General features: G+C 42.1%; 13 protein-coding genes and 1 riboswitch. Of the genes, 4 read left to right on the forward strand and 9 right to left on the reverse strand.

Annotation, left to right across the window (positions count from 1 at the left end):
* Nucleotides 1–415: 415 nt before the first annotated feature.
* Nucleotides 416–1,501, forward strand: a complete 1,086-nt coding sequence (locus tag NSQ76_RS18935) for a Rap family tetratricopeptide repeat protein (RefSeq protein ID WP_024426440.1) — start codon at nucleotides 416–418, stop codon at nucleotides 1,499–1,501.
* Nucleotides 1,502–1,520: 19 nt separating this feature from the next.
* The gene (locus NSQ76_RS18940; protein WP_162860197.1) at nucleotides 1,521–1,661 is read left to right on the forward strand and encodes a hypothetical protein; all 141 of its coding nucleotides are present in this window, start codon (nucleotides 1,521–1,523) and stop codon (nucleotides 1,659–1,661) included.
* 45 nt (nucleotides 1,662–1,706) lie between these two features.
* Here the strand turns inward: NSQ76_RS18940 and NSQ76_RS18945 are convergent, their stop codons facing one another.
* The 5 genes from NSQ76_RS18945 to NSQ76_RS18965 form a co-directional block, all read right to left on the reverse strand.
* Nucleotides 1,707–2,339, reverse strand: coding sequence for a GTP pyrophosphokinase (locus tag NSQ76_RS18945; RefSeq protein WP_025093809.1), 633 nt, complete (start codon nucleotides 2,337–2,339; stop codon nucleotides 1,707–1,709).
* Between the two features lie 94 nt (nucleotides 2,340–2,433).
* A complete protein-coding gene (locus tag NSQ76_RS18950; protein WP_341055469.1) occupies nucleotides 2,434–3,447 on the reverse strand; it encodes an ABC transporter permease in 1,014 nt (337 codons plus the stop codon).
* A complete protein-coding gene (locus NSQ76_RS18955) occupies nucleotides 3,444–4,940 on the reverse strand; it encodes a sugar ABC transporter ATP-binding protein (protein WP_254965042.1) in 1,497 nt (498 codons plus the stop codon). Before NSQ76_RS18955 ends, NSQ76_RS18950 begins: the two co-directional genes overlap by 4 nt.
* Before the next feature lie 69 nt (nucleotides 4,941–5,009).
* Nucleotides 5,010–6,128 (reverse strand): sugar ABC transporter substrate-binding protein, encoded by a 1,119-nt coding sequence (locus NSQ76_RS18960; RefSeq protein WP_024423861.1) that lies wholly within the window; start codon nucleotides 6,126–6,128, stop codon nucleotides 5,010–5,012.
* 170 nt (nucleotides 6,129–6,298) lie between these two features.
* Nucleotides 6,299–6,408: riboswitch (SAM riboswitch) on the reverse strand.
* 97 nt (nucleotides 6,409–6,505) lie between these two features.
* Complete coding sequence (locus NSQ76_RS18965; RefSeq protein WP_341055476.1) at nucleotides 6,506–7,933, reverse strand: right-handed parallel beta-helix repeat-containing protein; 1,428 nt, start codon at nucleotides 7,931–7,933, stop codon at nucleotides 6,506–6,508.
* Between the two features lie 367 nt (nucleotides 7,934–8,300).
* Here NSQ76_RS18965 and NSQ76_RS18970 point away from each other — a divergent pair, with 367 nt between their 5' ends.
* Together NSQ76_RS18970 and NSQ76_RS18975 are read left to right on the forward strand one after the other, a co-directional pair.
* Entirely contained in the window at nucleotides 8,301–9,392 is a 1,092-nt protein-coding gene (locus NSQ76_RS18970) for a branched-chain amino acid aminotransferase (RefSeq protein WP_024426445.1), read from the forward strand.
* A 119-nt stretch (nucleotides 9,393–9,511) separates the two neighbouring features.
* Nucleotides 9,512–10,662, forward strand: a protein-coding gene (locus NSQ76_RS18975) for an IS3 family transposase (protein ID WP_208946197.1) whose coding sequence is annotated in 2 segments (ribosomal slippage) — nucleotides 9,512–9,785 and nucleotides 9,785–10,662 — 1,152 coding nt in all. Because the reading frame shifts where the segments join, the coding sequence is not laid out codon by codon here.
* Nucleotides 10,663–10,998: 336 nt separating this feature from the next.
* Here the strand turns inward: NSQ76_RS18975 and NSQ76_RS18980 are convergent.
* From NSQ76_RS18980 to celB, 4 genes are all read right to left on the reverse strand, one after another.
* Nucleotides 10,999–11,397 carry a hypothetical protein gene (locus NSQ76_RS18980; RefSeq protein WP_341055479.1) on the reverse strand — a complete coding sequence of 133 codons (399 nt, stop codon included), beginning with the start codon at nucleotides 11,395–11,397 and terminating at the stop codon, nucleotides 10,999–11,001.
* Nucleotides 11,398–11,515: 118 nt separating this feature from the next.
* Nucleotides 11,516–12,844, reverse strand: coding sequence for a 6-phospho-beta-glucosidase (locus NSQ76_RS18985; RefSeq protein ID WP_135031492.1), 1,329 nt, complete (start codon nucleotides 12,842–12,844; stop codon nucleotides 11,516–11,518).
* Complete coding sequence (locus tag NSQ76_RS18990; RefSeq protein ID WP_098677105.1) at nucleotides 12,841–13,167, reverse strand: PTS lactose/cellobiose transporter subunit IIA; 327 nt, start codon at nucleotides 13,165–13,167, stop codon at nucleotides 12,841–12,843. Before NSQ76_RS18990 ends, NSQ76_RS18985 begins: the two co-directional genes overlap by 4 nt.
* A 26-nt stretch (nucleotides 13,168–13,193) precedes the next feature.
* On the reverse strand, nucleotides 13,194–14,543 hold the full coding sequence (gene celB, locus NSQ76_RS18995; RefSeq protein WP_048237791.1) for a PTS cellobiose transporter subunit IIC: 1,350 nt from the start codon (nucleotides 14,541–14,543) through the stop codon (nucleotides 13,194–13,196).
* Between the last annotated feature and the right edge of the window lies 1 nt (nucleotide 14,544).

Raw genomic sequence — 14,544 nt, forward strand, 5'->3', positions numbered from 1 at the left:
TCCATACAATTCTAGATCAATAGTCTCTTTAAATTTTACTTTTTTGCGAATAACTCATTTTATTCTAAAAGAAGAGTCATTCACAATTATGATGTAAGATAATCTCACAAAAAACGAGGCAGCGCCTTGATAAATGATGTTTCTCCCTTGCATACGAAGGCAAACTCAAATACTTGCTTCCTCTCTTTATTTATATTGTAATATATTTTTTTCAAAACCCTCTTTTTACCTAAAAATATGTAAGCGTATACAAAAAGAGCGCCGGCTCCCTATTTCTTTCACTACTGGTTGAATTTACATCAAAAAACATGTTTTACAAACTGCACGAGAGAGCTTAAAATATAAGAAGATACTGGAATATGGGAAGTTGATTCAGAAGAACGGTTACTGATAGATGAAGAAAGGAGGATATGAATTGGCAGAAGCAGGTGTTTTGTCGTCCGTTGATGTAGCGAATATGCTCAATGATTGGTATGTCATGATGAAAAAAAGAGAGATACAAGGTGCTATCCAGTTAAAAGAAGACATTCTTCAAGCGTTTGATCGAATGGAAGAAAATCAAGACGTCTTACTTTACTATCAACTGCTAGAGTACCGTTTTAAAGATCTAATAGAAGATACAGCTTCGTTAGATCATAGTCTTTTTGTTGATGAAAATGCCATCCGTACGGATGATATGCTCAGCTATTATTTCTATTTCTTTAAAGGGATGTATGAAATGCGCAGAGGCAATCAGGATACGGCATTTCACCATTTAAAATTGGCCGAGGATAAATTAGATCTCGTGCACGATGACATTGAAAAAGCCGAATTTCATTATAAAACAGGGTGTCTTTACTATAATATTAGGTCCACGCTTCTCTCCATCCACCACTTAAAGATGGCTTCATCTATTTATGACGCAGATCCATGTTATGTGAAAAAATCAATCAGCTGTCAAATGATGCTTGCTTTGAATTATGCGGATCAGTCGAAATATGATGAGGCAGAATCGCTGTTCGAAGAAGTCATTCATTCACTAGAACAGATGGATGATCCAGATTTACTTGGACATGCCTATTGCAATGCAGCCTTTATTAAAAGTCTAAGAAATGAATACAGTGAAGCTGTGCCACTCCTAGAAAAGGCTTTAATGATAGAATCATTCGAAACTTCTTCTCCAGGCGGCTATTTACTTGCCATGTACGCCTACACAAAAGCACTATTTAAGCTGAAAAAGCCAGGTTTGTTCCACTATTATGTACAGCTGTCACTTCAAAAAGCAGAAAATTTAAAACAACGAAACATTTCACTTAAATTATCCATTTTAGAAGCACTTATGATTCAGCCAGACAACATGATTGAGCAAATCAAGGCTTATTGCGATCAATTAGAATCAATGAATTTCCTTGTTGACCTTGAAGCTGTTTGTCAGGATGCAGCAGCTTACTTAACGGATCTTGGGCTTCATGAAGAATCCTCTTATTTTAGAAACAAGGCGTTGTCCTTGAAAACTTGTTAAGAAAATGGAGTGATGTATGATGAAGAAATGGCTCATCACAAGTGCGATTTTAACCCTCTTGATAACAGGTGTTTCTGTTGGTACTTCCATTCAAAAAGACAGTCAATCTGCACAATCTCAAGATATTATTCAAAAGAGAGACCGTGGAACCAACCCTTAATATGAAAAAAAGCAGCTGTGATCAAAACAGCTGCTTTTTGATGTGCTAATCAATTTCTCGTTTAATATTCTGCATTTTTTCATCTAAGTAATGGGCAATATCTGCGGCTTCCTTCAGTTCATCAGTCAGCTGATGAGGAACATCGTTTTGCAGTTTATAATAGATTTTATGCTCTAGACTCGCCCAAAAATCCATCGCAATGGTCCGCACCTGAATCTCAACCTTCACATGCTCCACACGATTTGTTAAGTAGACAGGTATCTCAACAATTAAATGAAGGCTTCTGTAGCCATTTGGTTTCGGATGTTGAATATAGTCCTTCACTTCAAGGATCTTTAAATCCTCTCTTTGCCTCAATACATCCATAATGTTATAGATATCTTGAATAAAAGAACAGATGATGCGGACACCTGCGATATCATGGATATGCTCCTTGGCACATTGTGTCGTGATGTCGCATCCTTTTCTTGCTAGTTTATTCACTATGCTTTCAAAGGATTTAATTCGTGATTTTGTATGCTCTATTGGGTTGTGTCCATGGATTAAATTATACTCCTGGCTGATAATTGAAAACTTTGTATCCATTTCATCTAACGCAAATTTATATACTAATAGTTCATTTTTCCAGTCTTCCATGACATTTTTCAAATCTTCTACATGAGTTGCTGACATATTCATTTTCTTTTTGTCATCTCCTTTTGGAAACGGCAGCTGCACCGCTTTCCGTTTACTAGACGGAGAGAGGACTCGAATGGTTTTAAAAAATACGCAGTTAGCCTCGTTGTTTGTAATATGTCAGCGCCAGTGCAAGTGCCAGCACAGAACCTTTCACAATATCCATTGCATAATAAGGGACAGACATCATCACAAGCCCATTTTGTAAAATACCGATGAGTACAGCCCCGATAAAAGTGCCAAATGCGTTTGGCTTACCTGCTCCCATGACGGAAAAGCCAATAAAAGCAGCCGCTACTCCATCCATTAAATATGGTGCACCCGCATTAATTTCTGCTGTCATGACCCTTGAAGCCAGTACGATACCGCCGATCGCTGCAAATAAAGCAGAAAGCAGATAGGCCGCAACTTTGTATTTGTTCACATGAATGCCAGACAATCGAGCCGCTTCCTTATTCCCACCGATGATGTACATGAATCGGCCGTGCTTTGTGTAGGACATGAAAACATGCGCAAATAGTACAATGGCAGCCATAATCAGAATGATATATGGCACCTGTCCAATTTTGCTGAAAAAGGCAGGAATTGTTCCCGTTGAGAACGTGCCATCGGGAAGCACCATATTTTCAGAAATAGTCGCCCCTTTCGTATACGTTTGAGCCAGCCCTTGAATAATAAACATCATGGCTAATGTCATGAGCATATCTGGAATTTTCATTTTGACGATCATACATGCATTTAGCAAACCAACAATGATAGATGCCGCTAGTGCAGAGAGGATTGCAATTAGTGGGTTTTGCGAGAACCATACGAACATAGAAATGACAATTGCATTTGATAGCGTAGCGACTGATCCAACTGATAAATCAAAGCCGTTTACTGCCAATGAGATAGTTAAGCCCACCGCAATGATGGTCACTATCGAAATAGATCGTAGAATATTGATGATATTTCCTGATTGCAAAAACGCTGGATTCGATGCCGCAAATACCACAATCAACACGACAATGGTTAAGATTGTGCCATATCGATAAAAGAAATCAAACAGATGAAAGGATGGCCGCTGTTTTTTGATTTGCTGCACAGGGGCCGGAATTTGTTGTTCGCTCATGATTGTCCTCCTGTTGAATGATATAAAAGCTCCTCTTCAGTCGTCGGTGCGGTCATTTCCCGGGCAATGCTGCCATCATATAGCACGTATACTCGGTCTGCGATACCTGCAATCTCTGACAGCTCACTCGACGCATAAATGACAGATTTTCCGCGGGCGGCAAGCTCTGCAATCAAAGTGAAAATATCTTTTTTCGCTCCAACGTCTACACCTTTGGTTGGTTCGTCAAAGAGATACACATCTGCCTCAGCCAGCAGCCATTTTCCGATAGCAACCTTCTGCTGATTTCCACCAGATAGATGCTTCACCTTTGCTTCAAGAGACGGCGTTTTGACACCAAGCCGTTTGACGATGTCACCTGCTTCCCGCTTTTCCTTCGAACGATGTAAGAAGCTGAATATCCGTGAAAATGAGTGAAGACTTGCAGCCGTTAAGTTCCACCCCACACTCTCTTCGGTCAGAATCCCTTCTTTTCTCCGCTCTTCCGGCACAAGAGCCATTCCAGCCCTCACCGCTTGATGAGGCGATGTGATGCGAATGGTTTGACCATGAAGCTGCACGGTCCCCGTCTTTTTTTCTGAGGCACCGAAAAGAGCTTTGCATAATTCTGTTTTGCCAGCACCGACAAGTCCTGCGATCCCGAGAATTTCTCCTTTTTTGACATAAAAGTGAATGTTGTTTAATTTATGTTGATCGTTTAGCTCTTTCACTTCAAGCACAATAGGTGCATCTTTCAGTGGCCTGCGAGACGGGAATTGCTCCTCTAATGGTGCGCCTAGCATTTCTTCAATGACCTGCTGCGGATTTGTGTCTTTGACAAGGTGAGCTGCGACATCCGTTCCATTTCGCATCACAGTCAGTTCATCACAGATGGTGAAAATTTCAGGCATGCGGTGAGAAATAAACACGATCCCCGTCCCATTCTGTTTCAACCGATCAATCATTGAGAATAATTTGCTTGTTTCTGCATGACTAAGCGGAGCCGTTGGTTCATCTAAGATTAAAATGCTGCATTTAATGGAAACAGCCTTGGCAATGAGCACCATCTGTTTTTCAGCAAGGGTCAGATCGCTGACAAGTCGTTTTGTGGAAATGTCGATGTCCATTTCTTTTAATAGCTGAGCCGCCTTGCGATGCAGCTCTTTCCAGCTGACAAATGTTTTTTTCTCAATCTCATGCATCATCATATTCTCACCAACACTTAAGTAGGAAACAAGCGCCGTATCCACTTCTTGGTGGACCGTCTGCACACCATATGAGGATGCATCCTTTGGGGTTTGAATGGATGCCGCCTGGCCATTGATGTAGATGGTCCCGTCGAAGTGGGAATGAGCGCCAGAAAGAACCTTCATTAACGTTGACTTCCCAGCACCATTTGCTCCAATCAGTGCATGGACCGTCCCTTTTTTTAATGTGAAATTCACTTGATCTAACGCTTTGACCCCTGGGAATTCAATTGAAATATTTTTCATACGAACAAGCGGCGCTGTCATAGGTGTCCTCCTTCTCTTGATATCATCTGAAAAACGAAACACCCTCTATGAAAAGAGAGTGCACGTCGCTTATTTTGTATAATGCTTCTTCAAAGTCTTCATCCAATCTTCCTCAAAAGCAGTCGATGAACCGAATCCCTTCACTTCGTCTGCAAGATTGACCATGTTAATGGCTTTTCCTGCTTGCTGAAGCTGCTTTTGCGAGATGAGAGAGGCCTCAAGGTCATAGGAAGCTGGTGTTTTCTCACCAGCTATTTTCTTCGCAAGAATCCTCACGTCGACTGCACCGATGAGCTTCGGATCAACCGCTGCTGTATACTTCCATGGACTGTCCTTCGCCGTCATTTCTTGAAGATCCGCATTTGACACATCAATCCCATAAATCTTTACTTCTGTTCTTCCTGCTTCCTTTAACGCTCTTGCTGCCCCAATGGCAAAGGCATCCCATGTGGCAAAAATAGCGTCCAGCTTGCCCTTTGGATACTTATTCAGCATGGCTGCTACTGCATTTTGCGTTTGAACAGACGTATCAGAGGAGGCAATACCAAAGCGGTCAAGCTCCTTGATCCCTGAATGTTGTTTAAGCGTTTCTTGATAGACCTTATTTCGTCTCACCATTGGCGGGAATCCATCTACCCACAGGTATGCAATATTTGCTTTTCCTTTAAAATCAGACACGAGCGCGTCTAATGATTTTTTCGCTAATTGTTCGTCATCTTGAGACGTCACTGTGACCCCTTTGATGTCCTTCAGCTTAGGATTCGAATCAAATGCTACAACTGGAATGCCTTTCGCTGTGATCTTTTTCACATCAGCGACTGTCGCCTCGTCGTCCCCGTGAGAGATGATAAAGCCATCATAATTTTCTTCAAGCGCCTGAGAGATGGCATCATGGAACTTCGCTGTATCTCCATTTGCTGTGTAGACATCTACCTTAAAGCCAAGTGCCTCACCTTCTGCCTTGGTCCCCGCTAAAAATTGAGCTGTATGATCGTCTCCTCCAATTTTGCGGATGACTTTAATTTTTGCCCCCTGTCCCTTTGCAAATCGCTTCGGTACATTGTCAAAGGAAACCTTTTCGTTCGTATTTGCTTTTGAGCCTGCACTTGATCCGGTGCCGCAGCCTGTTAATAGGACGGTCAATGCCGTTAATAAAACAAGAAATGATGTAAAATGCTTACGCTTCATTGCTGTTCCTCCTCAAGTTGTTTTTATTTTTCACATCGGAAAACTAGGTAAAAAAGTGGAAATACGCCTGTAAAACAGGCATTTGATTCGAAAAAGAGACGAAAAAAAGCCTCTCTTGGAAAGAGAGGCTTGATCACCGTTGCATGAAACATGTATCGGGAAGTCTTCCTCTCTTATCTGTCAAAGCTGTAACAGCTTTGCAGGAATTAGCACCAATTTCTAAAATAGAAACGGTTGCTGGGCGTCATAGGGCCAGTCCCTCTGCCTCTCTTGATAAGAGATCCGTTATGAAATTTGTTTTCGTTGAAATGTCTTCTTTACTTTAATGTGATGTCACATCAATGTCAATGACTTTTTTGAAAATTTCTAAAATATCATCAGCTCCCGATGATTTTCTTCGCAGGTGATGATTTCTTCAGACGGAAATCATATTTTTTCTCATTCACAAATTGTGGATTGAGATGTGCTGATCCTTTATCTTGACCGCTTTTAGAGAGATACGTTTTGTAGCCTTCCATCCATTTCCCGCGCCAAATCCACTGTGATGCTTTCGCACCTTTTCGGTCATCATAAACGTTCTTCTGGAAGGTATTCTTTTGGTTCACTTGATAAAGATTCACGACCAAGTAATGCGAGGCACTAGCTGACATGATATTATTCGTGATTCGATTGTTCACTGCTTGATACTGCATTAGCAATTGACCGCCTTCTAAGCCGGCTGTGTCATTTTTGTACAAAATATTATGTGAAATCGTCGTATTGGTTGTACCGCCCCGCTTCTTATCATAGCCGCCAATAGAAATGCCTGTATAACGGTTTAAATATACTTGATTGTGTTCGATGCGGATGCGGTCTGCCATTTTTCCTTTATGTTCGCTTGTGACTTCAATCCCCAGATCATTGTGATGTGAGATGTTATGATCGATCACAATGTCTTTTCCGCCATCAACATAAATTCCGCCAGCGGAGATGTCGCTGCCATAGGCTGGGTTTCCTGCACTCGTAATCTCATATACTTTGTTTCTAGAGACAACCCCATTTCTCACTTGATCATACTTTTTGGAGGGTGCTACGTTCTCAAAACCAATTAAATCAATGCCAATATTATCAGTGTGCCGGACCGTGTTATGTGTCACACGGAACTTTTTGACGTTTCCATTTAGCACAAGCGCTTCACTGAAGCCCAGCTTTAATTTTTCAACGGTATTTCCTTTGATTTCAATGTCTTCAATCGCTGCAGGAGCTTTTGTCCCATAGACAGCAATTCCATGTGCATTTCCATTTTTATGTTTCGTCTGAATGTCATACACTCGGTTATTAAGCAGTTTGACGCCTTTACCGCTTCCTTTGATGAAAATACCAACTGGTGTCAAATCTTCTTGATTCGTCTTAAGATGTCCTACAGTCAGGCCTTTGAGGGTGATGTAGCTTTTTTGATCGATCGTGACAAGTCCTCCATCGGCTTGATTTCCATTAAGGGAAGCCCCGCTAATTACAGGTTTTTCTTTTCCGTAAGCTTGAAAGACAACGGGTGCTTTCTTTGTTCCTGAATGGCGGACAACCAATTTTTCTTTGTATGTACCGCCTCTCATGTAAATGGTTGCCCCAGCCTTCGCCATACTTGCTGCTTTTTTCAACGTGCGGAAAGGTTTTTGCTTTGTGCCCGGGTTTTTGTCGCTTCCGTTTACCGCTACGTAATAGGCTGTGCTTTGCTTTGCGCCAGCCTCATCTGTCATCGCCTGACAGCCAAAGCTGATCACGGTCATGAATAAAATGAGTAAAATGCCTGGTATCGCTCGTTTCATCTTGTTATTGCTCCTTTCTCTTCTCTTCTTCCTTTATCGGTTAAAAAAAAGAGGATTAAAATATGACGATGTCCCTTGCAATGTACTAGTCAAAAGGTGTATGGTTGAAAGAATATCTTACAGGAAAACCACTCGTTTTTAAATTGTCAGATTAATCAGTTAATAATTCATTTGGATTTTATTTCTTTTTTAAAAAGGGGTGATAGGAGTCATACTGACAGCAGAGAGAAGGAAAGCGCTTTAACAGATTTTTCTTGTCTGAATTCCAGAAAACCTATTGCTAATATTTTGTGAAGGTATAGAATAGAATCATAATTATTTCATATTATTAGAATTTTCAAATAACCAAACAGCAAGGAGATTTACAATGCCAAAACAACCCATCCGCGTTGAACTTAGTTCAACAAAAAAACCAAAACCTCAATCTGATCAACTTGAATTCGGAAAAATCTTCACTGATCACATGTTTGTGATGGATTATTCAGTTGATAAAGGCTGGTACGATCCAAGAATTATCCCTTATCAGGCCATTCCAATGGACCCAGCTTCGATGGTCTACCATTATGGGCAATCTGTTTTTGAAGGCTTGAAGGCTTATGTTTCTGAGGATCAAAAAATTCTCTTATTCCGTCCGGAAAAAAACATGGAGCGCTTAAACAGATCCAATGACCGCCTGTGTATTCCGCAAATTGATACAGAAACAGTATTAGAGGGCTTAAATGAACTCATTCGTATTGATAAGGATTGGGTACCTGATGCAGAGGGCACTTCCTTGTATATTCGTCCATTCATTATTTCCACTGAGCCATATTTAGGCGTTGCACCGTCTAGCACGTATAAGCTGCTCATTATCTTATCTCCAGTGGGATCATACTATAAAGAAGGCATTCATCCGGTCAAAATTGCAGTTGAAAATGAGTTTGTCCGTGCCGTTAAGGGTGGAACAGGAAATGCCAAAACAGCTGGAAACTATGCCTCAAGCCTTAAAGCACAGCAAGTTGCTGAAACGAAAGGATTTTCACAAGTTCTTTGGCTTGATGGGGTCGAGAAAAAATACATTGAAGAAGTCGGCAGCATGAATATCTTCTTTAAAATCAATGGAGAAATCGTGACGCCTGAATTGAACGGCAGTATTTTAGAAGGCATCACACGTAACTCTGTACTTGAGCTGTTAAAGCATTGGGGAATTCCAGTAACAGAGCGCAAAATTTCAATTGATGAGTTAATTGAAGCACATCAATCTGGCGAGCTTGAAGAAATTTTCGGGACTGGAACGGCAGCTGTCATCTCTCCTGTAGGAGAATTAATTTATCATGATCAGCCATATGTGATCCAAAATGGTCAAACAGGCGAAGTATCGAAGAAATTGTACGAAGCCATTACTGGCATCCAAAAAGGGACACAGCCAGACATCTTCGGCTGGACAGTTGAAGTTGACTCAGTCGTCAAGCAAGCATAAGCATATAAAAGAACCTTTCAATCAGGGACTGACCCCATAAGATGAGACAAATAAAAAACACCTTCAAGTTTGAAAACGGATCGTTGTGATCCGAAATAAAACATGGAGGTGTTTTTTCTATGGGGACAAGAGTGAGTTATCCGGTTGAAGTCAAACAGAAGGCTGTAGAAATGAGATTGGCAGGCGTATCAATGAAAGAGATTTTGCGGGAATTGAATATCAAAAATAAAACGCAGGTTCAGACATGGGTGAGGTGGCATAAGGCTGGGGATACACACCGGTTCGAACAGCCTGTTGGAAAACAATATACCCATAGAAAGGGTCCCGAGTATTCTTCCGATTTAGAGAGACTGCAGGCAGAAAATCGCTATCTGAGTCAACAGAATGAAGTTTTAAAAAAGTACAACGAATTGGAAAGGAAGTTGATAAGGAAACGTCAATCAAACTAGTAGAAGAATTGTGCAAAATGATGACAGTACAGAACATTTGTGTCCATTTAGGCATCTCTCGCGCTTCGTACTATAGATGGAAAAAAGATCTGACTCAGAATCATTCTAAAAAACAACTAGAGGAACAAATCGGCACGTTGTGCCGAGAGCACAAGTATCGATATGGATATCGAAAAATCACAGCCATACTAAAAATGAGGATGCATATTAACCATAAAACTGTTCAACGTATCATGCAGAAAAACCAGTGGCAGTGCCGGGTTAAAATGAAAAAGCGTAAGAAGAATGGGCAGCCCTATGCCGTGGCCGGTAATATACTGGATCGGAACTTTCAATCTGATCGCCCTCTTGAAAAACTAGTAACGGACATCACGTATTTGCCTTATGGACAGAAACAATTGTACCTTTCCAGTATATTGGATTTATATAATGGAGAAGTGATTGCGTTTACGATTGGTGATAAGCAGGACACAGACTTTATTTTAAACACACTTGATCAGCTCCCAGCACTGCCTGAAAACTGTGTGTTACATAGCGACCAAGGTTCTGTGTATACATCTTACGAGTATCAGAAAGCTGTTCATATAAAAGGCATTACCATGAGCATGTCCCGTAAAGGGACGCCCGCTGATAATGCCTCCATCGAATCGTTTCATTCCTCGCTAAAGTCTGAAACGTTCTATCTTAACAGCATTGATCGAACTACAACCAACATTGTAGAACGCACTGTCAAAGAATACATTTATTATTATAACAACATTCGTATTCAAACGAAACTAAACAACCAATCACCGATCAACTATCGGCAATTGGCTGTATAAAGGTGTTTTGATCCCTGTCTCAAAAACGGGGGTCAGTCCCATCATGAAGGGTTCTTTTTTGTTTATTCACCTCTCCTTTATCCCTTATAATGGTAAATGCACATACATAAGGAGAGTGATGGTATGTTTTTTACTTATCTACTAGCGTTCTTTGGGATCTGCATCGGATCGATGATCGTCGCCACTGGTTTCGACGATTCACCGTTCCTCACTCGGTTTCTATTTAAGGCGCTTGGGATTTCTATCCTTGCTCTTTCCATTACTTTTGTGAAGGTCAGACGAAAGAAGTTACAGAAAAAAAGGCGGAATAGACTTAGTTGACCCGTCTGCTTCCCATCAAATCGTGCACCAAAACAAGACCGACACCCCAACAATCGCCCCTGTGTATATCCACTGTTTCTTTTTGATGCTCCGCTTTTTTTCGATCAGTAAAAAGATCTCTGGCAAAAAGATGATCATGATTTCCAGGATAAAGACAAGATAATAAACAAGCGGCATTGGCTGGAAATCAAATTTTCTTGCATCTCCTCCAATCGTTGCAAAATACATCAACAGATTGGTCACCGGAATGGTAATACAAACGAGCAGGCGGAGAACATAGATCCACACATATTCCTTATGCCGAATGAGGCCAACAAATGAAGCAATAAGACCATACAAAAACAAGATTACTGTACCATAACTCATGACAGGCTGTACGACAAACCCGTAAAACATTAAACCAATTGCAACCATATTCCAACAGTCCTTTCTTTGAAGCCATACATGCTGTTTTTTCTAATCATACACTTCTTTCTCCAGTTTCCATATGGGGCAATCATAAAAAATGACCCCATAAAGGGGCCATTATGTGTTAAGCATTGACTGATTTGAAGAATTGCGGTAAATGTTCACGATGCGCTTCGAGCATTTCGTCTAAAATTTGCTTTGCAATGTCGTCAGATGGGACGAGCGGGTTGATGGTCATCGCCACAAGAGCTGTCTCGTAATCTCCTGTCACAGCCGCTTCTGCTGCCACACGCTCGAATGATTTGATTTGTTGAACGAGTCCCCTTACAGCTACAGGCAGATCACCTATCGCGATTGGTTTTGGTCCGTCCTTCGTAATGATACAGTTTACTTCAACCGCTGATTCAGCCGGAATGCTGGCAATCGCCCCTCTGTTCACTGTATTGACTGGTTGAATGTCGTGCTTATCATTATAGATGGAGCTGATTAAGTTGCAGGCCGCATCGCTGTAATAGGCTCCGCCTCTTTTTTCGAGCTGCGGTGGTTTAATGGACAAATCAGGATCTTTATAAAGCTCAAATAATTCCTGCTCGACCTGCTGTACAACCTCTGCTCGTGTTCCTTTCTCTTGAGCCGCCTTTTGCTCTTCTTCCAGCATATCTTTCGTTTTATAGTAATAGCGGTGATACGGACATGGGATGACCCCTAATCCTTTCACAAAAGAAGGCTCCCAGTTTTTCGCTTCAATGTTTCTCATGGACCACTGGCTGTTCGGATTTCCTAGTTCATCAAGCACTTGATCCATAATGCTGACCCCGTCTAAATATACGTCTAATCCATAGACCATGTGGTTGAGACCGGCAAACTGTACCTCGATGCGTTCAACGTCTACATCAAGCGCCTTGGCAATCCCCATTTTGATCCCAATCGGTACATTGCATAGACCGACCACTTTTTTTAGATTCGTGTAGCGTAAAACAGCTTCAGTGACCATGCCCGCTGGATTTGTAAAGTTCACAAGCCATGCGTCTGGGCAAAGCTCTTCCATATCCTTCACAATGTCTAGAATGACTGGGATGGTCCGAAGGCCTTTAAATAAACCGCCTGGTCCGTTCGTTTCCTGACCGATGACGCCGTATTTAAGCGGTATTCTCTCATCCTTTGCCCGTGCTTCCAGCAGTCCTACACGAAATTGTGTCGTCACAAAATCTGCATCCTTCAAGGCTTCCCGGCGGTCAAGAGTCAGGTGTACCTCAATCGGCAGACCCGCTTTTTCAACCATACGTTTCGCCAGAGCGCCTACGATGTTTAACTTTTCCTGACCTGCTTCAATATCCACAAGCCATAATTCCTTTACAGGTAATTCATGATATCGTTTAATAAACCCTTCGACGAGCTCAGGCGTATAGCTCGATCCACCGCCTATTGTGACAATTTTGATTCCTTCTTTCATGAATTGACACCTCCGAGTTGCTTCATTTTTTCATGGAGCTCGATGATTTCCGCTGCGAGCTCCTTGACGGTCATTGCGTTCATGAGATGATCCTGCGCATGAATCATTAAGAGGCTAATTTCCGTCTTTTCGCCCCTGATTTCTCCTTGGATCAGCTCTGTCTGTGCGTGATGCGCCTCATTTAACGCGTCTTGTGCTTCCTGCAATTTTTGCTTCGCCTCATCAAAGTTTCCTTGTTTTGCACATGTAATGGCCTCCATCGCGGAGCTTCTGCCATTCCCGCCGTGCAGGATGAGTTGAAACACAATTTGTTCCATTTCCATCGGCCGCATCCCCCTTGTTCCCTCTATTACATGCTGACGATATTTTCATCAGTTGATGCTTTTGTTTCTAGCTCACTTTCTTCTTTCAATTTCTGCTTATCCCACATTCTAAAGAATGGATAGTATAGAGCAAATGACAGCGCAAGGTTAATCAGCTGCATGACAGCACCAGAGATTTTGCCTCCTGTGGCGAGATAGCCTGAAATGATTGGCGGCATGGTCCATGGGACAGCGATCCCTGCCGGTTTTGCCACAAGCCCTGTGCTCATTCCGATATATGTGGTGATGATCATCATGATTGGCGTAAGAATAAACGGAATGAGGAGCATTGGGTTCATCACAATCGGCATTCCAAAAATGATCGGTTCGTTGATGTTAAAGATGGCTGGCCCAATGGCAAGGCGGCCAAGCTGTTTCATTTGTTTACTTCTGGCACGTAAGATCATGGTCAGCACCAAAGCAAGCGTTGCGCCGCTTCCACCGACGTTGATGAAGATTTCAAAGAACTGCGCTGTGAAAATATTCGGCAGCACTTCTCCTGCTTGGAATGCAAGGCGGTTCTCATCCATTGCACCGAGCCAAATTGGACCCATGACGCCCCCGACAATGGTGGCTCCGTGAATACCACATGCCCAGAGGAGCATTTGCACACCTATCGCAACGATACTGCCTCCTAAGCTTCCACCAAGAATCGATAGCGGTGTGCCAATTAAGACCGTGATGATATTATGAATACTCTCAAAAGGTGTCATCTCAATTACAAGTCTAGCGACCCAGATCAGTGTGATGACCACAAAACCTGGAATAAGTGCAATAAACGATTTACTGACTGCTGGCGGTACACCATCAGGCATTTTGATCACAATGTTCCGCTGTACAATGAAGCGGTAAATTTCGGTTGAAAGCATGGCAATAATCATGGCAACGAATAAACCTTTACTGCCCATCAGTGTGACAGGAATTCCCCCGCCTACTAGGATAGCTTCTGTTGAGCCTTCAGGTGTGAAAGGTACTTGATATGGTGTAGCCAAAAGGAAAGCCGCAACAGCGATCGCACCTGATGATAGCGCATCAACGGCATACTTTTCAGCAAGCCTGTAAGCAATCCCGAAGGTCGCAACAAGTGCCATAATGTCAAAGGTTGCATTCACAGGATAGGATAGTTTCGTGGCCCATTCTGCTCCAAAGATACTTGCCATAAAATCGCTGTATCCTGGGATCGGAAGGTTAGCTAAAATGAGAAACAGTGAACCGACAATAATGAGAGGCATGGTTAAAACAATTCCGTCACGCAATGCTTGTAAATGTCTTTGAGCGGCAATCTTCCCTGCAAACGGCATGACCTTCTCTTCTAGAAATCGGTTGAATCCATTCATC

Source organism: Bacillus sp. FSL M8-0256, assembly GCF_038005765.1.
Lineage (GTDB): Bacteria > Bacillota > Bacilli > Bacillales > Bacillaceae > Bacillus > Bacillus safensis.